The sequence below is a fragment of the Nocardioides sp. BP30 genome, from assembly GCF_029873215.1.
Lineage (GTDB): Bacteria > Actinomycetota > Actinomycetes > Propionibacteriales > Nocardioidaceae > Nocardioides.
Genome location: NZ_CP123620.1, coordinates 1,190,987 through 1,212,898, shown reverse-complemented (window position 1 = coordinate 1,212,898; position 21,912 = coordinate 1,190,987). Strand labels below are relative to the sequence as shown.

Genomic DNA, 21,912 nt, shown 5'->3' with positions numbered 1-21,912 from the left:
GGGATGGACCAGAACGACCGAGAGCACTGGAAAGCAGGGAGAGCTCAACCATGGGGGAACAAGCGCTCGACATCCGCAGCGGCCTGGCCGTGCTGCGCCGGCATCGCGCCGTGCTGATCGGTGCCACCGTGCTCGGCCTGGCCGCCGGTGTCGCCTACACCGCGGCCAGACCACCGCTCTACGCCAGCTCCAGCATGGTGCTGCTGCCCGAGCAGGCCTCCGCCGACCAGACGCCGCGCGATCCCGGTACCGAGCAGCGGGTCGCCGGCAGCGCCGCCGTGCTCGGCCCGGCCGGCCGGATGCTGCGGCCGCGGCTCACCGCGGGCCAGATGGCCGCGCACGTCTCCGCGAGCGCGCCCAGCTCGACGGTCGTCTCGTTCAGCGCCACCGCCGCCTCGCCCGCCTTCGCCCGGCGGCTCGCCCAGGCTGCCGCCGCCTCGGAGGTCGACTACGTCAAGCAGGCCTCCAGCGCCGGGATCTCGGCCCAGCAGCGCGACTTCGACCAGCGGCTCTCCGAGCTCAACGGCAGCCTGGCCTCCCTGGCCGGCCAGATCACCAGCACCACCAAGCGGCGCGACACCGAGGGTCCGACCAGCGCGGCCGGCCGAGCCGACTCGACAGCCCTGGCGCAGCTGACCGCACAGCAGGCCGACCTCGTGCTGCAGCGCGACCAGGTCAAGCAGCAGGCACAGACCGCAGCGGCCGGGATCGCACCCTCCACCGCGAGCATCATCGAGCCCGCAGCGACGGGGGCACGGCCCGGGGTGCTGCACCGCTCCCTGCAGTACGGCGCCGTGGGCGCCGGACTCGCGCTCCTCATCGCCACCCTGGGGCTGACCCTCTTCGCCCGGCGTGACCGCCGGCTGCGCTACCGCGACCAGATCGCCGACGCGCTGGGCAGCACCGTGGTCGCCTCCCTCGGGTCCAGGCCACCGCGGACCGTCGCCCGCTGGACCGACCTGTTGACCGACTACGATCCGGGCACCGCCGACGCCTGGGCGCTGCGACAGGTGCTCCACCAGGCCGACCGACGGCTGACGCTGGTGAGCCTCAGCGGCGACCAGGACGCCCTCGCGATCGGCCCGCAGCTGGCGTCGTACGCCGCCTCCACCGGCATGCTGGTGCGGCTGGTGCTCGGCCAGCGCCACGACAGCGCCGCCGCCCTGTGGGCCAGCGTCCACCAGGGCGAGGAGGAGGAGCTGCGACCGGGCCTGGTGGTCAGCACCTCGGCCACCGAGGACCCCCGCACCACCCTGACCATCACGGTGGTCGTGCTCGACCGACGCAAGCCCGAGCTCGCCTCGGTGCCGCTGCGCGGCCGGACGCTGGTCGCCGTCTCCGCCGGCACGGTGACCGCCGAGGAGCTGGCCCGGGCGGCGGTGACGCTGGACGACGCGGGTCTGAGGATCGACGGCATGGTCGTCGCGAATCCCGACGATCTGGACCACACCACCGGCAGGCTGCCGCAGCGGCAACGCCCGGCGCACCTCTCCCTGCCGAGCCGCCTGACCGGAGCGCTGCGATGACCGCCGAGCGCTGGCTGATCAGCGAGCCGCAGCCCGAGGAGGTCGCCGGCGTACCGCCGACGATGGTCGCCAGCATCAGCTACCTGTGGGCCGCGATGCGGCGGCGCTGGAAGACCTGGGTGACGCTCGGCGTCGTCGGGTTGGTGCTGGGCGCCGGCCACGCCATCGCCGTGCCGCCGGAGGTCTCGGCGACCGCCACGCTCTACCTGTCGCACCCCGCCGGGACCGACCCGGCCTCGGCGATGCAGACCGACCTCAGCATCCTGCGCACCCGCACCGTCGCGGAGCGCACGATCAAGGCGCTGGGCCTGCACTCGGCACCGGCGGTGCTCCAGGACCGCACCACCGCCGTCGCCACCACCTCGACCGTGATGACCCTGACGGTCTCCGCCGGCACCACCGACCTGGCCCTGCGCGGGGTCCGGGAGCTGGCCTCGACCTACCTCACCTACCGCGCGGCCCAGCTCAACGCCCAGGCCGACGCCCAGGTCAGCGGCTACCAGGACCAGATCACCGCCGCCCAGCAGCAGATCAACGAGCTCACCTCGCAGTACGACGCGCTCAGCAACGGCAACACCAACCAGCAGGCCGAGGCCGGCGACGTGCTCTCCCGGCGCTCGCAACTCAGCGCCCAGGTGATCTCGCTGCAGCAGCAGGTCGACGCCACCGCGCTGGCCGCCGACTCGGTGACGAAGGCGAGCCACGTGCTCGACCCGGCCGCGGTGGTCGGCTCCTCGACGATCCGGCGCGCCGTCCTGCTCGGCCTGACCGGGCTGGTCGGCGGGTTGGCGATCGGCACCGCGATCGTCCTCTTCGGCGCTCTCACCTCCAACCGGCTGCGCCGGCGCGAGGAGGTGGCACTCGCCATCGGCGCCCCGGTCCGGTACGCCGCCCGCAGGATCCGCCCCGGTCTCCTGCACGGCGCGACAGCCGCCGCCCGGGGCCAGGAGGTGCTGCTGCGCGGCATCGAGGCCGCCGACACCGAGCGCCGGCCCCTGGTCCTCGTCACACCGGGCCGCGCCGGGCTGCGCGAGGCCACAGCGCTGGCCGACCTGGTCGGGCTCGACGTGCACCCGCTGGACTTCGACGCCGGGGCCGAGCAGCTCGCCGAGCGCGCCGACCGGGTGGTCATGGTGGTCGCGGCCGGCCGCTCCAGCGCGGAGCAGCTGCGCACCGCCGCGGACCTGTTGCGCTCGGCCGGCATCGAGCTGGTCTTCGCGGTGCTGGTCGGCACCGACCGCACCGACGAGAGCTTCGGCCGACCGCAGACCAGCACCTCCCTCCAGGCATGGCGAGCGGGCGCATGACGGTCCAGCCCGATCCGAGCCACGCGGCCCCCGCGGACGCCCAGCAGGGCGCCCACGCCGCGAGCGCCCGCACCGCTACCGCCCGGCCGGCGGCGCCCCGGGTCGCGTTCCCGGTGGGTGCGGCCGCGCTGGCGCCGTACTCGATCGCGGCCCGGCCCCGGCGCGAGGTGGACGAGCGTGCCGTGCCGGCCATGGTGCTCGCGGCCTGGGCGGCGGTGTTCGTCAACGTCCTGGCGTTCGCAGGCAACGCGACCGTCTTCCCCATCCCCCGCATCGTCGGCCAACTGATCACCCAGGGCGCGCTCGGGCTCGCCCTGGGACTGGCGCTGCTCGCCAACCGGCGCCGGGTGATCCGCCCGCACCTGTTCCTGGTGCTGCTGACGATGCTCGCCCTCGTCGCGGTGATGGTCTCCTTCCACAACCAGTACCTGCTCAGCTCGGTGTTCCGGGCCTGCCGCCTGCTCGGTTTCGCCACGGTGCTGTGGGTGCTCAGCCCGTGGTTCGGCCGGCGCGACATGCTGCTGCTGCGCTGCCACCTGATCTGCCTGCGGGCGGTGCTCGGCACGGTGGTGGTGGGCGCGCTGCTCTCGCCGGGCCTGGCCTTCTCCTTCGACGGCCGGCTCGCCGGGGTGCTGTGGCCGATCCCGGCCACTCAGGTCGCCCACTACGCCGCCGTGCTGCTCTGCGTCACGGTCATCCTCTGGCTGTGCCGCGTGGTCAGCGGCCGGCTCACGATCGCGACGGTCGTCCTGGTCACCCCGATCCTGCTCGCCACCCACACCCGCACGGCCCTGCTGGCCGGCGTGGTCGGGATGGCCGTCGCGGGGGCCAGCCTCTTCCTCGGCCACGCCCGGGTCCGCCGCACCTCGGCGCTCGGGGCGATCCTCGCGGTGCTGGCAGCGACCGTCTTCGCCAGCCAGATCACCGACTGGCTGCTGCGCGGCCAGTCCGCGCAGGACGCCGGCAAGTTCACCGGCAGGACGAAGGTGTGGTCGCAGGTCTTCGCCGTGCATCGCACGCCGATCCACGAGATGTTCGGCAACGGCATGTCCAACCTGTCGTTCAACGGCCTTCCGATCGACAGCAACTGGGTGGCGACCTACCTCGACGAGGGCTGGTTCGGCATCGCCGTCGAGGCGGCGATCCTGGTGGCGCTGCTGCTGCTGGCGATCACGCACGTGCGCGGCCCGCGACGCGCGATCGGGCTGTTCCTGCTGGTCTACTGCGCGATCGCCTCGGTGACCGAGACCGGGCTGGGCAACCCCTCGCCGTACATCCTCGACCTGGCCGTCGCCGCCGCCCTGCTCGCGCCCGAGGCCCACGGGGTGGAGCGATGAAGGTCGTGATCGCGCACTCCCGCTACCGCTCGGCCGCCCCGAGCGGGGAGAACGCCGTCGTCGACGAGGAGGCGATGCTGCTGCGTTCCGCCGGCCACGAGGTGATCGCCTTCGAGCGGGCCAGCGACACCATCGCCGACCTGCCGTTCCCCCGACGCGCGGCCGTGCCGGCGCAGTCGATCTGGAACCCCGCCGTACGGCGCAGCCTCACCGCCCTGCTCCGCCACGAGCGACCTGACGTCCTGCACGTGCACAACACCTTCCCGATGCTGAGTCCGGCGGTGCTCGACGCCGCCCGCGATGCAGGGGTGCCCGTGGTCGCCACCCTGCACAACTACAAGCTGCTGTGCGCCAGCGGGGACTTCTTCCGCGACGGCGCACCGTGCCACCGCTGCGCCGGCGGCGAGCTCGCCCCGGCGGTGGCGCACGGCTGCTACCGCGGGTCGCGGGCAGCGGCCCTGCCCGTGGTCGCCGGCCTGGCCGCACACCGCGAGCGCTGGCGCACGCTGGTCTCGGCCTACCACTTCGTCTCGCAGTCCCAGCACCGGCTGCTCGCCGGGCTGCGGCTGCCCGAGGACCGGGTCTTCGTCAGCCACCACGGCGTCCCCGCCCCCGCGCCGGGTCACCTGCGCGAGCACCGGGTGGCGTACGCCGGTCGGCTCGACGCGGCCAAGGGCATCGCGCTGTTGCTCGCCGGCTGGGAGGCGTTCCGCGCGGCGGCGCCTGCCTCCCCCATGCGGCTGATCATCGTCGGCGACGGCCCGCTCGGCGCGGAGGTGCGCGCGTGGGCTGCGAGCAGGCCCGAGGTCGACGTGGTCGGCGCGCTGAGCCGCGACGACACCCGCGGCGTCCTGGCCTCCTCGCTGGCAGCGGTGGTGCCCTCGGCGTGGGAGGAGGCGTTCGGACTCACCGCCGTGGAGGCGATGGCGGCGGGGACCGTGCCGATCCTGGCCGCACACGGCTCCTTCCCCGAGCTGGTCACCGACGGCGTCGACGGGGTGCTGTTCGAGCACGGCTCGGCCCCCGCACTGGCCGCCGCGCTCGCCGCCATCGAGGCCGACGTGTCCCGGCACCTCCTGATCGGCCGCGCCGCCCGGAGCACCTATCGGGCCCGGTTCACTCCGCAGGCGGCGCTGGAGCGGCTGGTGGCGATCTTCGAGTTCGCCATCGCCCATCCCGTCGTCCCGACAGCCCTCCGAACCGTCTCGGGAGTCCAAGGAGCATCCCGATGAACGTCCACCAGATCGTCCGCCGGCTCGGCTGGGGTGTGGCCGACCAGAGCGTCTCCAGCCTCAGCAACGTCCTGGTCAGCCTGGTCTGCGCCCACGCGCTGGGCGTACACGGCTTCGGCGCGTTCAGCATCGCCTTCGTCTCCTACGCCGTCGTGCTCAACGCCTCCCGCGGGCTGGCCACCGACCCGCTGGTCGTGCGCTACAGCGGCGCCGCCGAGCCGATCTGGCGGCGCGCCGTCGCGAGCGCGGCCGGTACAGCGCTGGTCGTCGGGTGCGTGGCCGGCGCCCTCTCCATCGTCGCGGGGATCCTGCTGCCCGGGCACGTCGGTACGGCGTTCGTCGCGCTCGGCTTCGGCCTCCCGGGGCTGATGGTCCAGGACAGCTGGCGGTTCGCCTTCTTCGCCGACGGCCGGGGCCAGGGTGCCCTGCTGCTCGACCTGATCTGGACGGTCCTCGCCATCGCCGCCCTCGTCGCGGCGGTGCTCACCGGCCACGACGGCATCGCTGCGTGCCTGCTGATCTTCGGTGGCACCGCCACCGTCTCGGCGGTCTGCGGCGTCTTCCTCACCGGCGTGCGGCCGATGGTCGACCAGGTGCCGGGCTGGTTGCGCGAGCATCGTCACCTCGGCAGCCGCTACCTGCTGGAGAACCTGGCCGTCGGTCTCTCCCGGCAGCTGCGCATCGTCGCCGTCGGCGCGGCGGCCGGCCTGGCCGCGGCCGGCTCGCTGCGGGCGGCGGAGATCCTGATGGGACCGTTCCTGGTGGTCCTGATGGGCATCGCCCAGGTCGCCGTGCCCGAGGCGTCGCAGGTGCTGGAGTCATCGCCGCGGCACTTCCAGCGCTTCTGCCTGCTGCTGGGCGGCGTCCAGGCCGCTGTGGCGGCGGCCTGGGGTGCGCTGATGCTGGTCATCCTGCCCCTCGGCGTGGGCCAGCTGCTCCTCGACGACGTCTGGCACGGCGCCTATCCGGTGGTGCTGCCCTCCACCATCGGGGTGATGCTGGGCTGCCTCTCCTCGGGGGCGACCTCCGGCGTACGCGCGCTCGGTGCGGCGCCGCGCAGCCTGCTCGCGCAGCTCACCTCCTCGTCCCTGTACGTCGTCGGCGGCGGCGCCGGCGCCTTCCTCGGCGGCGCCGTCGGCTCCGCGTGGGGGTGGGCGATCGGCGCCGGGATCGGCGTCCTGGTGTGGTGGATCCAGCTGCGCCGCGCCATCGCCGACTACACCCCCGCCCCGAAGTCCCCTCGCCCCCTGGAGGTCGTGTGATGGCACCCCTGCTCACCGTCGGTCTGCCCGTGCGCAACGGCGAGAGGTTCCTCGCCCGCGCCCTGGACGGGCTGCTCGCCCAGACCCTGACCGACCTCGAGATCATCATCAGCGACAACGCCTCGACCGACGCGACCCCCGAGATCGCGGCCAAGTACGTAGCGCTCGACCCGCGGGTGCGCTACGTGCGGCAGACCCGCGACCTGGGCGCGGCCGGGAACCACAACGCCGTGCGCGCGTTGGCCACCGGCCGCTACTTCGCCTGGGCCAGTGACGACGACCTGTACGCGCCGACCCTGTTCGAGCGGTGCCTCGCCGCCCTGGAGGCCGACCCCGAGCTGGCGCTGGCCCACGCGCAGAGCGCCTTCGTCGACGCGGACGACGAGGTGATCGCGCCCGCGCCGTACCTGCTGGACACCGACTCCCCCGACCCCGCCGAACGGCTGCGCAGCCTGCTGCACGTCAGCGGCGGGAACGACTTCTACGGCGTGGCCCGCACCGACCTGTTCCGCCGGGTCGGTCCGCTGGGCAGCTACCACAACGCCGACCGGGTCTATGTCGCCGCGTTGGCACTGCGCGGCCGCTTCCACCACGTGCCGGAGGTGCTCTACTTCCGCCGTGACCACCCCGACCGCGGTGAGCGGGCGCCCGGGTTGCGGGCGCGCTGCGCCGGCCTCGACCCGCGCCGCGCTGACCGGCTGCGACACCCGCTGCCACGGTTGCTGGTCGAGTACGTGCTCGCCTACGTGGTCCACATCTGCCGCGCTCCCCTCTCCCTGCGTCAGCGGATGGCGTGCCTGGGCGCGCTGTCGGGCTGGCTCCTCAGTCGCACCATGCCGGGCCGATCGGGCCGGATCATGGCGACCACCGACCCGGCGGTCCTCGACCGGCACGAGGAGGAGCCGCCGCCTCCGCTGCGGGTGGCGGCGCTGGGCTTCTACGGCATCGGCAACCTCGGCAACGAGGCCTCCCTGTCCGCCTTCGCCGACTGGGTGCGCGCCGAGCATCCGGATGCCGAGCTGTCGGTGCTGGCGGTCGACCCGGCCGCCGTCGAGCGCGACCACGGGCTGCCGGCCAGGCGGCTGATGACCTATCGTCGCGACCTCGCCGGAGGCGGCCCCCTCGTCGGGGTGCTCAAGGCGCTGAGCCGGCTGGCCGACGTACCGCGACTGTGGCACCTGGTGGGCCGCAGCGACGCCGTCGTCGTCCCGGGGTCGGGGGTGCTGGAGACAGGGCTCGGGCTGCGCCCGTGGGGGTTGCCCTACTGGCTGTTCGTGGTGGCGCTGTGCTGCCGCCTGCGCGGGCGCCGGTTCACGCTGGTCAGCGTCGGCGTGCAGCCGGGCCAGGACCGGGCGACCCGGTTGCTGCACCGCTGGACGCTGCGGCTGGCCACGTGGGTCTCGGTCCGCGACGAGGGCTCGCGGGAGGCGGTGGCCGCCGACGGTGTCCACCGGGAGGTGGCGATCGCGCCCGACCTGGTCTTCGGCCGGCTCGCCCCGACCGGGATCGAGCAGGAGCCCGAGGAGGTGGCGGTCGGGGTGATGGCCTACTACGGCGGGGGCCAGGGCAACGGCGCCCGCGCCCTGGCCCGCTACACCACCTCGGTCGCGCGTGCCGTCCGGCTGCTCGCCGAGCGGGGCGAGAGCGTGACCCTGGTGGTCGGCGACCTCGCCGACCGTCCGGTCGCCGAGGCGGTCGCCCGCAAGGCCCGTACCGGGGGCAGCGCGCGGGCCGCCCGTGTCGAGGGCGAGATCCGCGTCAGCCCCGCCGACACCCTGCCGGCGGTGGCCGCCGAGCTGGAGCGCGCGGAGGTGGTGGTGGCCAGCCGCTTCCACACCCTCGTCGCCGCACTCGCCGTCGGCCGCCCCGTGGTGACGCTCGGCTATGCGCCCAAGAGCGCAGAGCTGCAGTCGACGTACGGCCTGCCGCCGCTGCGCCAACCCATCGACCAGATCGACCCGGAGCTGCTCATCGCCCAGGTCGAGCGGGCGAGGGCCGCGGACCGGCCGTCCGAGGAGACCACGACGCGCATGCGGGAGCAGCTGCGCGCCCAGTACCGGGAGCTGTGGAGCGTGCTCCACCACTCCTCCGAACGAGGGAAGTGAAGTCATGTCGCGAGCAGAGCTCGACACCTGGGGGTACGACGACATCGTCACGCTGCGCGAGCCGGCGTGGCCCGACCGCTCGACGCTGCGCTGGTTGGGACACCAGCGGCTGCGCAACAAGGACCAGCTGTTCTGGCGGCGCTGGAGGCTGGGCGTCGCACTCCTGCGCCGCGGCGTGCACTACCGCCACCCGTTGCAGGGCAATCTCCTGCAGATGCTGCAGGAGGGTCGGCTCCAGATCGGCCCGCGCAGCTACCTGGAGTCCTCGATGACCATCCGCGGCAACGAGGGTGCGCGCATCCTGATCGGCGCCGGAGCGGAGTTCAACCGCAACGTCACCATCGGCGCGGGTCACCTCGTCGTCATCGGCGACCACGTCCTGGTCGGTCAGGGCTCCTACATCACCGACGTCAACCATGTCTTCGCCGACCCCGACACCCCTGTCGAGGACCAGGGCTTCTCCACCCGCGGACCGACGGTGATCGAGGACAACTGCTGGCTCGGAGCCAACGTCATCGTCACCTCGGGGGTACGGATCGGCCGCTGCAGCGTCATCGGCGCTGGCGCGGTCGTCACGCGGAGCGTGCCGCCGTACTCGATCGTGCGCGGAGGTACGTCGAAGGCGTTCCCGCGGCGGGATCTGGGTGATCGACGGCCGTTGGCGGAGGTGACGGGCGAGCCGATGAGTGAGGCTGCCCAGGACGCTGTCTCCGCCGCGTCGTAGGCCTCGTGTCTTGCGGGGTGCCCGCCGGGGGTTGCTGTCCCGGCGGGTGCTCACGGCGAGGAAGGAAATCGGAGCCCTGCATGCCCGGACGGTCGGCGAAGCCGGCGTCGCGGACCCGCAAGCCGGCGTCCTTCAGGTGCACGTACGACCTGCAGAGCATCCTCCAAGCTCGGCATCCACTCCCGCGTCGAGCTGGCCGTGTGCACCACGAAGCACCGGACACCGGTCGGCTGATCCACGCTCGTAGCGCTCCTCGCCTATCGGGGAGGCTGGCGAGCCCGCGAACACCACGCTAGGCGTCGCGGTGGCGGTCGTGCCCGGACGCGCGGTCACACCGAACCTCCGGACTGCGCCGCGCGTCAGGATCGCAGCGCAGACCCGGAAGATGAGCCAAATCCCTGCACCATCGGCACCGAATCTTTCCCAAGCTTCGTGACCCCAATCGCACTAGTGCTGCTGGATTTCCGCAATTATGGCGCGAAGACGCCAAATAGAAACCAGCCCGACGTGAATCCGATCCGCAGCCTCAACTTGAAGGTCCTGTACCTATGCATGACTGCCCCTCGGCCGGCCGCAGGATTGCTCAAGCAAAGAGAAAGAATACGACCCACATCGCCAACAGCAGTGCCAGAATGGCCCCGCGAGCCAAGGCGCTGTCTCTCGCGCCAACCCGTAGTTCCTGAAATGCGGTCAACCCGTACGAGACCGTGAGGGCCGCGATCCATCCCGCCGCCAATGGCAACGTGAAGCGGCCGTTCTTTTCGCCCCATTCCATCCAAAGGATGAAGACCACGACAGGGAGGGCCGAGAAGAAGACCACTCTCATGATGATGTCGTTGAGGCGATCAATCCAGCCAGAGTTATCTTTAGACGGCGCTACTTTCGGCACGATTGTCAACGCTGAACGCTCGGGCCTTCAAAACGAGGCGATGGTCGGACGCAACGGAACGCACGAACAGTCATCGATTTCAATCCAGCCTCCGCTTATTCGTGGTCTTCGCCAATCATCCTAAAGCTTTTTCACCCTCACTCTCGCCAGCAGCGCCGAGTGCGCAGGAAACAAAGACCGCCGCAGGTCACCTGCCGATGCTCGACCCTCCGCTGAGCAATGCATGACGGAGACGTCCGAACACTAGGCCACGGGGGCACACGCGCGGGATCTTGCGATCACTACCTCGGGCATCCTGTTATGAGATCGCTCGTAGCAGTCAGCTACCGGTCAGGCAGGCGTCACGTTCGCCTCTTAGACCGCCGCGTCGTCATAGTCAGACCCCGCCCGACGCCCGGCCCGCACCCAGGCGACATACCGCCCCAGCGCAGGTACGCCGACGCGGATCATCAGGCCCACCAGCACGCCCGCGACCACGTCGGTCAGCCAGTGCGTACCCGTGACCAGCAGCGCCACGGCCAGCACCAGCACCAGCCACCACGGGGCGCCGTAGGCGACCAGCGCCAGCACGTGCCCGGACGGGTAGCTGCCGCCCAGGTGGGCGACGCTGCCATGGACGTCGGGGCGGTGGAAGAACCACTTCAGGAAGACCACCGCGAAGATCACCAACGCGACCCGCGCCAGGCCCCCGGCCAGCGCGCGGCGGGAGTGCCGCCGGATCCGGATCACCAGGAACACCACGCTGGTCACCACCGGCTCGAGCAGGTTCACGAACACGTCGGCGGCCCGTTGGGTCGGTCCCCAGCGCTGTCCGGGGTAGAACCGGTGGTAGGCCCACAGGTCGACCCGATCGGTGCTGTGCACGTGCACGAAGGCGCTCAACGCCACGAAGAGCAGTCCAGAGCATAGCACCACCGCGACGGCGGGCGGACGGCTCATCCCGGTGCTTCCCCGAGCCGGTGCGGCAGTCGCGCCGCCACCAGCGCGAGCCGCTCCCCCAGCTCGGCCAACACCGGCGCGGCCCGATCGTTGTCCGACATCATGGTCACCGGGAGCGGCCACGGGATCGCGAGGTCCGGATCGTCGTACGCGATCGTCAGGTCCTCGCTGGGGTCGTGCGCCCGATCGATCCGGTACGACGTGTCGGCGGGGTCGGTCAGCGCCTGGAACCCGTGCGCGCATCCGGGCGGCACGAAGATGCTGTTCTGCAACTCCCCGGACAGCTCGAAGCTGAGCCAGCTGCGGTACGCCGGCGACGCCGGCCGCAGGTCGACGACCACGTCGAAGATCGCCCCGCTGGAGCAGCGCACCAGCTTGCCCTCCCCGGCACCGACCCGCAGGTGGAGACCACGAACGACCCCGCGTGCCGACCGCGAGAGGCTGTCCTGCACGAACGACGCGGGATCTACGCCGATGCTGCGGGCCACCGTGGTGTCGAAGGTCCTGCTGAAGAAGCCGCGGGCGTCGTGGTGCGGCTCGGGAGTGAACGTGACCAGGCCCGGGATCGCTGTGGTCTCGGCGTACAAGGGACCCTCCCCAAATGTGGGCAAACCGGATGCTCCGGATCCTTCGCCGATCCCGCTGCTGCCAAGACTCGTGCCGACGGATTTCACTCATTGGGGGTATCTGATGCCAACCTGTCGCCTCTGCGGGAGCGAGCTCACCGCCACGTTCGTGGACCTGGGGATGTCGCCGCCCTGCGAGAGCTTCGTGGCGGCCGACCAGCTGGACCAGGCCGAAGCCTTCTACCCGCTGCACGTGCGGATCTGCTCCACGTGCCTGCTGGTCCAGCTGCCGGCCTACCTGTCCGGGGAGGCGATCTTCAGCGACTACGCCTACTTCTCCTCCTTCTCCGACTCGTGGGTCCGGCACGCGGAGCGGTACGTCGAGCACGCCATCGCCCGACTCGGTCTCACCGGCGACTCCTTCGTGGTGGAGGTGGCCAGCAACGACGGCTACCTGCTGCAGCACACCGTCGCCCGCGGCATCCGCTCGCTGGGCATCGAGCCGGCGGCCAACGTCGCCGAGGCGGCGGTCGAGCGGGGCGTGCCGACCGAGGTGCTCTTCCTCGGCGAGGAGACCGGCTCGAAGGTCGCCGAGATCCACGGCCGCGCCGACCTGGTGGTCGCCAACAACGTCTTCGCGCACGTGCCGGACATCGTCGACTTCGCCCGCGGCCTGCGCGCCCTCGTCGCCGACGGCGGCACCGTGACGATCGAGATCCCGCACCTGCTGCGGCTGATCGAGGGCAACGAGTTCGACACGATCTATCACGAGCACTTCTCCTACCTCTCGCTGTTGACCACCCAGCGGGTGCTCGCGGCGGCGGGCCTGACGGTCGTCGACGTGGAGGAGTTGGAGTCGCACGGAGGCTCGCTGCGGACCTGGTCGATGCCCACGGAGAGCGGCGTGACGCCGAGCCCGGCCGTCGCCCGTGTCCTCGCCGACGAGGCGGCCGCCGGGCTGCACACGCTGGAGGGTCACGCCGGGTTCGCCGCCAAGGTCTCCCAGGTGCGCGACAACCTGGTGGAGTTCCTCATCGAGGCCTCCCGCGAGGGCAAGCTCGTCGCGGCGTACGGCGCCCCGGGCAAGGGCAACACCCTGCTGAACTACTGCGGGGTCAAGCCCGACCTGCTGGCCTTCGCGGTCGACCGCAACCCGGGCAAGCACGGCCGCTTCCTGCCCGGGACGCACATCCCGATCCGGCCGGTCGAGGCGCTCGCCGAGGCGCGTCCCGACTACGTCCTGGTGCTGCCGTGGAACCTGCGCCGGGAGATCAGTGAGCAGCTCGCCTACGTGAGCGAGTGGGGTGGGCGCCTCGTTGTCGCGCTGCCCCGTCTGGACGTCTTCGAGGCAGGAGAGATTCGATGAAGGTGGTGCTGTTCTGCGGCGGCCTGGGCATGCGCATGCGTGCCGACAACCAGTCGCTGCCCAAGCCGATGATGTCGATCGGCGACCGACCGGTGCTGTGGCACATCATGCGCTACTACGCGCACTACGGGCACACGGAGTTCATCCTCTGCCTCGGGTACGGCGCCCGCGCCGTCAAGGAGTACTTCCTCAACTACGAGGAGACCGCCTCCAACGACTTCGTCCTCACCAAGGGCTGCCAGCACGTCGACCTGATCGGCACCGACGTCAGCGAGTGGACGATCACCTTCGTCGACACCGGCATGGACACCGCCATCGGGGAGCGACTGCGCCGGGTCCGGCCCTATCTCGAGGACGACGAGTTCTTCCTGGCCAACTACGGCGACGTCCTCACCGACGCGCCGATCAACTCGCTCGTCGAGGAGCTGGCCGCCACCGATGCGGTCGGACAGTTCATCGCCGTCCGCCCGCAGGACTCCTTCCACGTCGTCGACATGGACTCCTCCGGCGCGGTCGCGGGCCTGATCCCCGCCGGCGACATGCCCTACCGGATCAACGGCGGCTACTTCGTCCTGCGGCAGGGCATCTTCGACTACCTCGACGAGGGTGACGACCTGGTCATGGACGCCTGCGTCAAGGCCGCCCACGCCGGCCAGATGCGTGCCGTTCCCTACGACGGGTTCTGGGCGCCGATGGACACGCTGAAGGAACGCACCTATCTCGAGGACCTGCACCGGCGCGGTACGGGGCCCTGGGAGATCTGGCAGCACGCCTGGGCCTGACCTGCTCGGGGTCGACTCGGGCCTCCGTCCGGGTCGACTCGGGCCTCAGACCAGGTCGTCGACCCGGCGTCGCGCCTTGTCCGCTTCAAGATCCGTCGGCATCGTCTGGCTGGCCCGCTCGGCGGCGACGCGGTGGAGATACCACTCGACCTGCCGCTCGGCCTCGGCGTCGTCCCAGCCGAGCTCGGCCGCCATCAGCCGCGCCACGCCGGGGGCCGCCGACACGCCCCGGTCGAAGGTCTCGATCGAGATCCGGGTCCGGCGGGTGAGGACGTCGTCGAGGTGGCGGGCACCCTCGTGGGTCACCGCGTAGACGACCTCGGCGGCGAGGTAGTCCTCGGCTCCCTCGAGCGGCGCGCCCAGCGGTCGCCGGTCGGCGATCAGGTCCAGCACCTCGTCGACGAGGCCGCCGTACCGGCGCAGGAGGTGATCGACGCGGGCCACGTGCAGGCCGGAGCGGCGTGCCAGCAGCACCCGCTGGTTGGCACGGATCTCGAAGCCGTCGGCGCCCAGCAGGCGGACCTTGTCGGTGATCGACTCCTGGATGTGGAGGTCGGTGGTGGTGCGCAGCGAGTGCACGGCCGCATCCACCGCGTCCTTGGCCATCACCCGGTACGTCGTCAGCTTGCCGCCGGCGATCATCACCAGCCCCGGCACCGGCGTGACGACGGTGTGCTCGCGGGAGATCTTCGAGGTCGGCTCCGACTCGCCGGACAGCAGCGGTCGCAGACCGGCGTACACCCCCTCGACGTCCTCGTGGCCGAGCGGCTCGCGCAGGATGGCGTTGACGTGGTCGAGCACGTACTCGATGTCGGCGCGGCTGGCCGCCGGGTGGGCGAGGTCGTAGGTCCACGGGGTGTCGGTGGTGCCGATGATCCAGTGTCGGCCCCACGGGATGACGAAGAGCACCGACTTCTCGGTGCGGACGATGAAGCCGGACTCGCTGCGGATCCGGTCGCGCGGGACGACCAGGTGGATGCCCTTCGACGCCTGCACGTGCAGTGCGCCGCGGCCACCGACGAGCTCCTGGATCTCGTCGGTCCACACGCCTGCCGCATTGACGACCGTCTTCGCCCGCACGCGGTGCTCGGTGCCGCGTTCCAGGTCGCGGGCCGTCACGCCGACCACCCGCTCCCCCTCGCGCAGGAAGCCGGTGACCCGCATCCGGGTGGCGAGGTGGGCGCCGTGGCGGGCCGCCGTCCGGGCGATCGTCATCACCAGCCGGGCATCGTCCACCTGCGCGTCGTAGTACTGGATCGCGCCGGTGATCGTGTCGGTGCGGAAGTCGGGGGCGATCCGGCTGACGGTCCTGCGGGTCAGGTGCCGGTGTCGCGGCAGACCCATGCCGCCCCGGCCGGCCAGCGCCATCCCGTCGTAGAGGGCCAGCCCGCTGCCGACGTACGCGCGCTCCCAGACCGGATGGGTCAGCGGGTAGAGGAACGGCACCGGCTGCACCAGGTGCGGCGCCAGCCGGGTGAGCAGCAGGCCGCGCTCCTGCAGCGCCTCGCGCACGAGCGCGAAGTCCATCATCTCCAGGTACCGCAGGCCGCCGTGGATCAGCTTGCTGCTGCGGCTGCTGGTGCCGGAAGCGAGATCCCGTTGCTCCAGCAGACCCGTCGCGAGACCGCGCGTGACCGCGTCCAGCGCCACGCCCGCACCCACCACGCCTCCGCCGACCACCAGCACGTCGAGCTCGGGCTCGCCCGCCGCGCCGGTCATCGCCGCCAGCGCCGTCGCGCGGGCGTCGGGGCTCAGCACTCCGGGCTGGGTCATGGGAGCCAGTCTGTCAGGCGGATCGACCATTCACCCGCCGCTCCGACCCATCTGCGGCAGACTTCACACATGCAGACCGCCGACCGAGCCGACGAGCGAGCCGACGAGCGGCCGGCGGCACTCCGGCGCGATCGCCGAGCCGTGGCCCGGGTCGCTGCGCTCGCGCTCCTGGCCGGCATCGCCGTCGCGGTCGTCCTGGCCCTGCACACCACCGACGCGTACGACCGCACCGGCGGCCACGAGATGCGGTTCGGGGCGCCGTTCGCCGCGCTGACCCAGGATCAGAGCGACTTCGATCCACCATCGGGGACGCGGCTCGGGCTCAGCTCACCCTGGGAGCACCCCACCCACGTGCGCGTGCTGCCGGCGGCAGCGGACATCGTCCTCCTCGCCGTCGCGGCGGCGGTGCTCCTCGGCGCGGGCCGCCTGCTCGTACGTCGGGCCCGCCGGACGACCCAGCCCGGACCCTCCCGGCCGCCCCATCCGGGGCGGACCGCCTGACCGGCCCCGCGCTAGACGGTCAGCCCCACCAGCTCCCCCAGCCGGGCCCGGTGGTGCCCCGGAAGCCCCAGCGCGAGCTGATCGGCCTTGGCCCGCTTGAGGTAGAGGTGGGTCGGGTGCTCCCAGGTCATGCCGATGCCGCCGTGCAGCTGGACCGCCTCCTCGGCGGCGAGGACCGCCACCTCCGAGCACCACGCGGCGGCGGTGTGCGCCGCGATCTCGGCCTCGACCGCAGCGGGGTCGGCGGCGAGCGCCGCCGCCGCGTAGCGAGCGGTCGCAGACGCTCCCTCGACGGCGGTGTAGAGGTCGGCGAGCCGGTGCTTGAGCGCCTGGAAGCCGCCCACGACGCGGCCGAACTGCCGGCGTTCTCGGAGGTAACCCACCGTCGAGGTCAGGCACCACTGGGCCAGGCCCACCTGTTCGGAGGCCAGCAGCACCGTGCCCGCGAGCAGCCCGGCGCGTACGGCGGCGGCGGCCTCGCCCGCGACAACGACGGCACCCGCGCCGGACTCGATCGTGACGTCGGCGAGCCGACGGCTCATGTCGAGCGAGACCACCGGCGTGATGCGCGCGTCGCTCGCCGGTAGCGCCCGCACCTCGATCCCGTCCTCGGACCTCACCGGTACCAGCAGGGTGTCGGCCTCCAGCGCCCCGGCCACGCTGCGGACGGAACCGGCGCCGGCATCGAGGACGGGCACGTCCGCGTCGAAGGCCGTCGTCAGCGGCACCACCAGGGCGGCGGTCCGGCTGCCCTCGGCCAGGCCGGCGAGCACCGCACGGCCCTCCTCGGTGAGGGCCGGCGCCGCGGCCAGCACGGTCGCGGCGAGGACGGCGCTGGTGAGGTAGGGCACCGGCGCCACCGACCGACCGAGCTCCTCCAGCACGATCGCCGCCTCACGGGCCCCCGCGCCCGCACCGCCGTACTCCTCGGGGACGAGCAGGCCGGCCAGGCCCAGCTCGCCGGCCAGACCACGCCACAGCGGCGCCACCACGTCCCCGTCGTCGTCGTAGAGCGCCACCACCGCGCTGGCGGGGCACCGGTCGGCCAGGAAGCCGGCCACGGTCGAGCGCAGGTCGCGGTCGTCGTCACTGTCGAGCAGCTCGAGCTCGTCGTAGGACACCACCGAGGAGACGGTGCGGTCGGAGGTCATCGGGGCACGTCCTTCCAGGCGACGTCCTTGTCGACGCGCGGCTCGGCAGGCAGGCCGAGCACGCGCTCGGCGACGATGTTGCGCAGGATCTCCGAGGTGCCGCCCTCGATCGAGTTCCCCTTGGCACGCAGGTAGCGGTAGACCGCGTCGCGGCCGGTGAAGTCGACCTGCTCGGGCCGGCGCATGGTCCAGCCCGGCTCGCTCTCGTACCGCAGCCCGTCCGCGCCCCTGATCTCCAGGTCGAGGCCGGAGAGCTGCTGGTTGAGCCGGGCGAAGGTCAGCTTCATGGTCGCGCCGGCCGGTCCGGGCTGCCCGAGGGCGAGCTGCTGGCGGAGCCGCTGACCGGTGTATCGGGCGACCTCGGCCTCGACGTAGAGCCTCATCATCCGGTCGTGCAGCTCGGCGGTGTGCTGCTCGGGGTGCTCACGCCACGACGCGGCGACCAGGCCGAGCATGCCGGCCTCGCGGGGCGCCGCGTGACCGCCGATCGCCACTCGCTCGTTGTTCAGCGTCCCGTTGGCGACCCGCCAGCCGTCACCGACCGCACCGACCCGCATCGCGTCGGGGATGCGTACGTCGGTCAGGAAGACCTCGTTGAACTCGGCCTCGCCGGTGATCTGGCGCAGCGGCCTGACCTCCACGCCCGGGTCGCTCATGTCCACCAGGAAGTAGGTGATGCCGCGATGCTTGGGCACCTCCGGGTCGGTGCGCGCGACCAGGATCGCGTAGTCCGCGTTGTGGGCGCCCGAGGTCCAGACCTTCTGCCCGTTGACCACCCACCCGTCCCCGTCTCGCACGGCGCGGGTGGCCAACCCGGCCAGGTCCGAGCCCGCCCCCGGCTCGGAGAAGAGCTGGCACCAGATCTCCTCGCCGCACCACAGCGGCTCCAAGAAGCGCTGCCGCTGCTCCTCGCTGGCGTACCCGAGCAGCGTCGGCGCGACCATGCCCAGTCCGATGCCGTTGGCGCGCGGGTTGTTGTCGGGCGCACCGGCCGCGGCGAAGAGGCTCTCGACCATCGGCTGCAGCCCGCGCGGCAGGCCGAGTCCGCCGTGCCCCTCGGGGAAGTGGACCCAGGCCAGGCCCGCGGCGTACCGGGCGTGCAGGAACGCCCCGCGCTCGGTCGAGGCCGGCGGGTGCTCGGCCAGGAACGCCGCCACCCGTGCCCGCAGGTCGGCCGCGCTCATCGCGCCGCCTCCGCCGTACGCCGGGCCTGCTGCCGGCGCAGCTCCGCCTTGGCGAGCGCGTTGCGGTGCACCTCGTCGGGCCCGTCGGCGAATCGCAGTGTGCGGATCCCGGCGTAGGCACGCGCCAGCGGGAAGTCCTGGGAGAGCCCGCCGGCGCCGTGCGCCTGGATCGCCTTGTCCAGGATCCACTGCACGGTGGCCGGCGTGGCGATCTTGATCGCCTGGATCTCGGTGTGTGCGCCCTTGTTGCCGACGGTGTCCATCAGCCAGGCCGTCTTGAGCACCAGCAGCCGCAGCTGCTCGATACGCACCCGCGACTCCGCGATCCACTCCCGGACGACGCCCTGGTCGGCCAGCGGCCGTCCGAACGCCACCCGCTCCTCGACCCGGGCGCACATCAGCTCGATCGCCCTCTCGGCCAGCCCGATGGAGCGCATGCAGTGGTGGATCCGACCGGGTCCCAACCGGGCCTGGGCGATGGCGAAGCCCATCCCCTCGGTCCCGATCAGGTTGCTCGCCGGCACCCGCACCTCGTCGAAGACGATCTCGGCGTGACCGCCGTGCTCGTGGTCGTCGTACCCGAAGACCTCCATCCCGCGCACGACGTGCACGCCGGGGCTCTCGCGCGGGACCAGGATCATCGACTGCTGCCGGTGCCGCTCGGCCTCCGGGTCGGTCTTGCCCATCACGATCAGGATCCGCGCGTTGGGGTTCATCGCGCCGGTGGTCCACCACTTGCGGCCGCTGACCACGTAGGCGTCCCCGTCGCGGGTGATCGAGGTGGCGATGTTGGTGGCGTCGGAGGAGGCGACGTCGGGCTCGGTCATCGCGAAGCCGGAGCGGATCTCACCGCTCAGCAACGGCTCGAGCCACTGCTTCTTCTGCTCCTCGGTGCCGAAGTCGTGGAGCAGCTCCATGTTGCCGGTGTCGGGCGCGGCGCAGTTGAAGACGGCGGGGGCGAGCGCGCACCGGCCGGTGATCTCGGCCAGCGGCGCGTACTGGAGGTTGGTCAGGCCGGGGCCGGCCTCACCCGGCAGGAAGAGGTTCCACAGGCCACGGCTGCGCGCCTCGGCACGCAGCTCGACCAGTGCGGGCACCGTGTCCCACGCCCAGGGATCGTCCTGGGCGGCCAGCTGCTGCTCGAAGATCTCCTCCGCGGGCTCGATCCGGCGGGCCGTGAAGTCGAGCAGCTGGGCACGCAGCTCCTCGGTCCGGGTGTCGTGGGCGAAGTCCATCGGATGCTCCTGGGGTCGGTGGTCTCAGTCGTGGTCGAGGGCGTCGAGCCCCGCGGCGAGCAGCGGATGGATCGCCTCGCCGATGTGCTCGAAGCCGGGCCCGACGGTCTGGCCGTGCAGGTAGCGGTAGTGGATCCCCTCCAGGATCACCGCGAGCTTGAAGGCGGCCAGGCCGAGGTAGAACCCGAAGCGGCTCAGGTCGCGGCCGCTGCCGGCGTCGTACCGCTGCAGGATCTCGGCCTCGCCGAGGTAGCCGGGCGCGTGGCCGACGTCGGAGACCAGGCTGCCCAGGTCCGCCCCGAGACGCTGGTAGAGCAGCATCAGGGCGAGGTCGGTGAGCGGGTCGCCCAGGGTCGCCATCTCCCAGTCGAGTACGGCGACGATCTCGTCGCGTTCGTCCACCAGCACGTTGTCCAGCCGGTAGTCCCCGTGCACGATCCCGGGGGCGGACTCCGGTGGCACGCTGGCGGCGAGCCGCGCGTGCAGCCGCTCGGCGGCGGGCAGGTCGCGGGTGTGGGAGGCGTCGAGCTGGGTCTTCCACCGCGCCACCTGCCGGGCCAGGAAGCCCTCGGCGCGGCCGAAGTCGGCCAGCCCGACGTCAGCGGGATCCACCGCGTGCAGCGTCGCGAGGGTGTCGACCAGGCGGGTGGAGATGCCGCGTACCCGGTCCGCGCCCAGCGGTGCCAGCTCCGCGGATCGGCGGTAGGGCGTGCCGACCACCTTCGCCATCACGTAGAACGGAGCGCCGATGACGTCGGTGTCCTGGCAGAGCGCGAAGGTCCGCGGCACCGGCACCGCCGTCGTGCTCAGCGCCGACATCACGCGGTGCTCGCGGCCCATGTCGTGAGCGGTCGCGAGCACGTGCCCCAGCGGCGGGCGACGCAGGATCCAGACCTGCGTGCCGTCGCCGACCTCGTAGGTGAGGTTCGACTTCCCGCCGGCGATCAGGGACGCCCGCAGGTCACCGGCCAGAGCACCGACGTGGTCGGGCCACCAGCCGGCGAGCCGGTCCAGGTCGAGCCCGGGCGGTGTCGGCTCGCCGGTCATGGGACGAACACCACCCGGCCGACGGTGCTGCCGTCCGCGAGTCGCTGGACGCCGTCGGCGACGCGGTCCAGCCCGAGCCGTTCGCTGACCAGCGGCCTGATCAGCCCTCGCGCGGCCAGGGCCGTCAGCTCGTCGTGGCACTCCCGGACGACAGCCGGGGCCTGGGTGTTGTACAGCCCCCAGTGCAGGCCGATGATCGAGTAGTTCTTGATCAGGGCGTGGTTGAGCGCCGCCTCCTGGATCCGGCCGCCGGCGAAGCCGATCACCAGGATCCGGCCCTCGAAGGCGATGCACTTGGTGGAGCGGTCGTAGGTGTCGCCACCGACGGGGTCGTAGACCACGTCCGCGCCGCGTCCGCCGGTGTGCTCCTTGACGACCGCCACGAAGTCCTCCCGGTGCCGGTCGACCACCACGTCGGCGCCGAGCCGGCGCGCGACCTCGGCCTTCTCCTCACCACCGACCACGCCGATCACCGTGGCCCCGGCCGCCTTGCCGAGCTGGACGGCGGCGCTGCCGACCCCGCCCGCCGCCGCGTGCACGAGCAGGGTCTCCCCGGGCTGCAGCGACGTACGCCGGTGCAGGGCGAACCAGCCCGTCTGATAGCCGATGAACAGCGCGGCGGCCTCCGCGTCGTCGAGCGCCGCCGGCGCCGGGAAGGTCATCGCCGCCTCCAGCACCGCGAGCTCGGCGAATCCGCCGTACGGCATGGTGGCGGCGCCGATCACCCGATCGCCGGGCGCGACGGTGGTGACGCCGGCGCCGACGGCCATCACCTCGCCGCACAGCTCCGCGCCCGGGGTGAACGGCAGCGCGGGCCGGACCTGGTAGAGACCGCGACACATCAGCGCGTCGGGGAAGTTCGCCGGCACGGCCAGCACCCGCACGACCACCTGTCCCGGGCCGGCGACCGGATCGGGGACGTCCTCGAGCCGGAGCACGTCCCGGGGTTCGCCGAGCTCTGCCACCCGCCATGCCTTCATCGCTGC

19 protein-coding genes are annotated in these 21,912 nt (G+C 72.3%); 10 read left to right on the top strand and 9 right to left on the bottom strand.

The features are described 5' to 3' along the window. The first annotated feature begins 50 nt into the window (after positions 1–50). Genes P5P86_RS05665 through P5P86_RS05635 form a run of 7 tightly spaced genes read left to right on the top strand, consistent with a single transcriptional unit; the run spans position 51 to position 9,493 of the window. Positions 51–1,526, top strand: a complete 1,476-nt coding sequence (locus P5P86_RS05665; RefSeq protein ID WP_280610324.1) for a Wzz/FepE/Etk N-terminal domain-containing protein — start codon at positions 51–53, stop codon at positions 1,524–1,526. Beyond that, complete coding sequence (locus P5P86_RS05660; RefSeq protein ID WP_280610323.1) at positions 1,523–2,833, top strand: hypothetical protein; 1,311 nt, start codon at positions 1,523–1,525, stop codon at positions 2,831–2,833. The genes P5P86_RS05665 and P5P86_RS05660 overlap by 4 nt, the downstream gene beginning before the upstream one ends. Next, positions 2,830–4,170: an O-antigen ligase family protein gene (locus P5P86_RS05655; protein ID WP_280610322.1), complete on the top strand. Its 1,341-nt coding sequence runs from the start codon at positions 2,830–2,832 to the stop codon at positions 4,168–4,170. Before P5P86_RS05660 ends, P5P86_RS05655 begins: the two co-directional genes overlap by 4 nt. Next, positions 4,167–5,402 carry a glycosyltransferase gene (locus tag P5P86_RS05650; protein ID WP_280610321.1) on the top strand — a complete coding sequence of 412 codons (1,236 nt, stop codon included), beginning with the start codon at positions 4,167–4,169 and terminating at the stop codon, positions 5,400–5,402. Before P5P86_RS05655 ends, P5P86_RS05650 begins: the two co-directional genes overlap by 4 nt. Continuing rightward, entirely contained in the window at positions 5,399–6,664 is a 1,266-nt protein-coding gene (locus P5P86_RS05645; protein ID WP_280610320.1) for an MATE family efflux transporter, read from the top strand. The genes P5P86_RS05650 and P5P86_RS05645 overlap by 4 nt, the downstream gene beginning before the upstream one ends. Next, positions 6,664–8,769 (top strand): glycosyltransferase, encoded by a 2,106-nt coding sequence (locus P5P86_RS05640; protein WP_280610319.1) that lies wholly within the window; start codon positions 6,664–6,666, stop codon positions 8,767–8,769. Before P5P86_RS05645 ends, P5P86_RS05640 begins: the two co-directional genes overlap by 1 nt. Positions 8,770–8,773: 4 nt before the next feature. After that, the gene (locus tag P5P86_RS05635; RefSeq protein ID WP_280610318.1) at positions 8,774–9,493 is read left to right on the top strand and encodes an acyltransferase; all 720 of its coding nucleotides are present in this window, start codon (positions 8,774–8,776) and stop codon (positions 9,491–9,493) included. Between the two features lie 583 nt (positions 9,494–10,076). Here the strand turns inward: P5P86_RS05635 and P5P86_RS05630 are convergent. The 3 genes from P5P86_RS05630 to rfbC form a co-directional block, all read right to left on the bottom strand. Further along, complete coding sequence (locus P5P86_RS05630) at positions 10,077–10,391, bottom strand: hypothetical protein (RefSeq protein ID WP_280610317.1); 315 nt, start codon at positions 10,389–10,391, stop codon at positions 10,077–10,079. Between the two features lie 345 nt (positions 10,392–10,736). Next, complete coding sequence (locus tag P5P86_RS05625) at positions 10,737–11,321, bottom strand: phosphatase PAP2 family protein (protein WP_280610316.1); 585 nt, start codon at positions 11,319–11,321, stop codon at positions 10,737–10,739. After that, positions 11,318–11,908, bottom strand: a complete 591-nt coding sequence (gene rfbC, locus P5P86_RS05620; protein WP_280610315.1) for a dTDP-4-dehydrorhamnose 3,5-epimerase — start codon at positions 11,906–11,908, stop codon at positions 11,318–11,320. The genes P5P86_RS05625 and rfbC overlap by 4 nt, the downstream gene beginning before the upstream one ends. Before the next feature lie 103 nt (positions 11,909–12,011). Between rfbC and P5P86_RS05615 the strand changes: the two genes are divergently transcribed. Both P5P86_RS05615 and P5P86_RS05610 read left to right on the top strand, forming a co-directional pair. After that, positions 12,012–13,253 (top strand): class I SAM-dependent methyltransferase, encoded by a 1,242-nt coding sequence (locus P5P86_RS05615; RefSeq protein WP_280610314.1) that lies wholly within the window; start codon positions 12,012–12,014, stop codon positions 13,251–13,253. Then, positions 13,250–14,035 (top strand): sugar phosphate nucleotidyltransferase, encoded by a 786-nt coding sequence (locus P5P86_RS05610; RefSeq protein WP_280610313.1) that lies wholly within the window; start codon positions 13,250–13,252, stop codon positions 14,033–14,035. The genes P5P86_RS05615 and P5P86_RS05610 overlap by 4 nt, the downstream gene beginning before the upstream one ends. Before the next feature lie 45 nt (positions 14,036–14,080). Here the strand turns inward: P5P86_RS05610 and P5P86_RS05605 are convergent, their stop codons facing one another. Beyond that, entirely contained in the window at positions 14,081–15,808 is a 1,728-nt protein-coding gene (locus tag P5P86_RS05605; protein WP_280610312.1) for a glycerol-3-phosphate dehydrogenase/oxidase, read from the bottom strand. Between the two features lie 69 nt (positions 15,809–15,877). Here P5P86_RS05605 and P5P86_RS05600 point away from each other — a divergent pair, with 69 nt between their 5' ends. Continuing rightward, positions 15,878–16,309, top strand: coding sequence for a hypothetical protein (locus tag P5P86_RS05600; RefSeq protein WP_280610311.1), 432 nt, complete (start codon positions 15,878–15,880; stop codon positions 16,307–16,309). A gap of 11 nt (positions 16,310–16,320) precedes the next feature. On the opposite strand, the gene P5P86_RS05595 is transcribed toward P5P86_RS05600, so the two are convergent. Genes P5P86_RS05595 through P5P86_RS05575 form a run of 5 tightly spaced genes read right to left on the bottom strand, consistent with a single transcriptional unit; the run spans position 16,321 to position 21,906 of the window. After that, on the bottom strand, positions 16,321–17,460 hold the full coding sequence (locus P5P86_RS05595) for an acyl-CoA dehydrogenase family protein (RefSeq protein ID WP_280610309.1): 1,140 nt from the start codon (positions 17,458–17,460) through the stop codon (positions 16,321–16,323). Then, positions 17,457–18,644 (bottom strand): acyl-CoA dehydrogenase family protein, encoded by a 1,188-nt coding sequence (locus tag P5P86_RS05590; RefSeq protein WP_280610308.1) that lies wholly within the window; start codon positions 18,642–18,644, stop codon positions 17,457–17,459. The genes P5P86_RS05595 and P5P86_RS05590 overlap by 4 nt, the downstream gene beginning before the upstream one ends. Further along, the gene (locus tag P5P86_RS05585; RefSeq protein WP_280610307.1) at positions 18,641–19,879 is read right to left on the bottom strand and encodes an acyl-CoA dehydrogenase family protein; all 1,239 of its coding nucleotides are present in this window, start codon (positions 19,877–19,879) and stop codon (positions 18,641–18,643) included. The genes P5P86_RS05590 and P5P86_RS05585 overlap by 4 nt, the downstream gene beginning before the upstream one ends. 24 nt (positions 19,880–19,903) lie before the next feature. Continuing rightward, entirely contained in the window at positions 19,904–20,926 is a 1,023-nt protein-coding gene (locus P5P86_RS05580) for a phosphotransferase family protein (RefSeq protein WP_280610306.1), read from the bottom strand. Next, positions 20,923–21,906: an NADPH:quinone oxidoreductase family protein gene (locus P5P86_RS05575; protein ID WP_280610305.1), complete on the bottom strand. Its 984-nt coding sequence runs from the start codon at positions 21,904–21,906 to the stop codon at positions 20,923–20,925. The genes P5P86_RS05580 and P5P86_RS05575 overlap by 4 nt, the downstream gene beginning before the upstream one ends. Positions 21,907–21,912 lie beyond the last annotated feature (6 nt).

Coding starts and splice junctions, on each gene's coding strand:
- P5P86_RS05665 (WP_280610324.1), top strand. CDS start 51: ATGGGGGAACAAGCGCTCGACATCCGCAGCGGCCTGGCCGTGCTGCGC.
- P5P86_RS05660 (WP_280610323.1), top strand. CDS start 1,523: ATGACCGCCGAGCGCTGGCTGATCAGCGAGCCGCAGCCCGAGGAGGTC.
- P5P86_RS05655 (WP_280610322.1), top strand. CDS start 2,830: ATGACGGTCCAGCCCGATCCGAGCCACGCGGCCCCCGCGGACGCCCAG.
- P5P86_RS05650 (WP_280610321.1), top strand. CDS start 4,167: ATGAAGGTCGTGATCGCGCACTCCCGCTACCGCTCGGCCGCCCCGAGC.
- P5P86_RS05645 (WP_280610320.1), top strand. CDS start 5,399: ATGAACGTCCACCAGATCGTCCGCCGGCTCGGCTGGGGTGTGGCCGAC.
- P5P86_RS05640 (WP_280610319.1), top strand. CDS start 6,664: ATGGCACCCCTGCTCACCGTCGGTCTGCCCGTGCGCAACGGCGAGAGG.
- P5P86_RS05635 (WP_280610318.1), top strand. CDS start 8,774: ATGTCGCGAGCAGAGCTCGACACCTGGGGGTACGACGACATCGTCACG.
- P5P86_RS05625 (WP_280610316.1), bottom strand. CDS start 11,321: ATGAGCCGTCCGCCCGCCGTCGCGGTGGTGCTATGCTCTGGACTGCTC.
- P5P86_RS05615 (WP_280610314.1), top strand. CDS start 12,012: ATGCCAACCTGTCGCCTCTGCGGGAGCGAGCTCACCGCCACGTTCGTG.
- P5P86_RS05610 (WP_280610313.1), top strand. CDS start 13,250: ATGAAGGTGGTGCTGTTCTGCGGCGGCCTGGGCATGCGCATGCGTGCC.
- P5P86_RS05605 (WP_280610312.1), bottom strand. CDS start 15,808: ATGACCCAGCCCGGAGTGCTGAGCCCCGACGCCCGCGCGACGGCGCTG.
- P5P86_RS05600 (WP_280610311.1), top strand. CDS start 15,878: ATGCAGACCGCCGACCGAGCCGACGAGCGAGCCGACGAGCGGCCGGCG.
- P5P86_RS05595 (WP_280610309.1), bottom strand. CDS start 17,460: ATGACCTCCGACCGCACCGTCTCCTCGGTGGTGTCCTACGACGAGCTC.
- P5P86_RS05590 (WP_280610308.1), bottom strand. CDS start 18,644: ATGAGCGCGGCCGACCTGCGGGCACGGGTGGCGGCGTTCCTGGCCGAG.
- P5P86_RS05585 (WP_280610307.1), bottom strand. CDS start 19,879: ATGGACTTCGCCCACGACACCCGGACCGAGGAGCTGCGTGCCCAGCTG.
- P5P86_RS05580 (WP_280610306.1), bottom strand. CDS start 20,926: ATGACCGGCGAGCCGACACCGCCCGGGCTCGACCTGGACCGGCTCGCC.
- P5P86_RS05575 (WP_280610305.1), bottom strand. CDS start 21,906: ATGAAGGCATGGCGGGTGGCAGAGCTCGGCGAACCCCGGGACGTGCTC.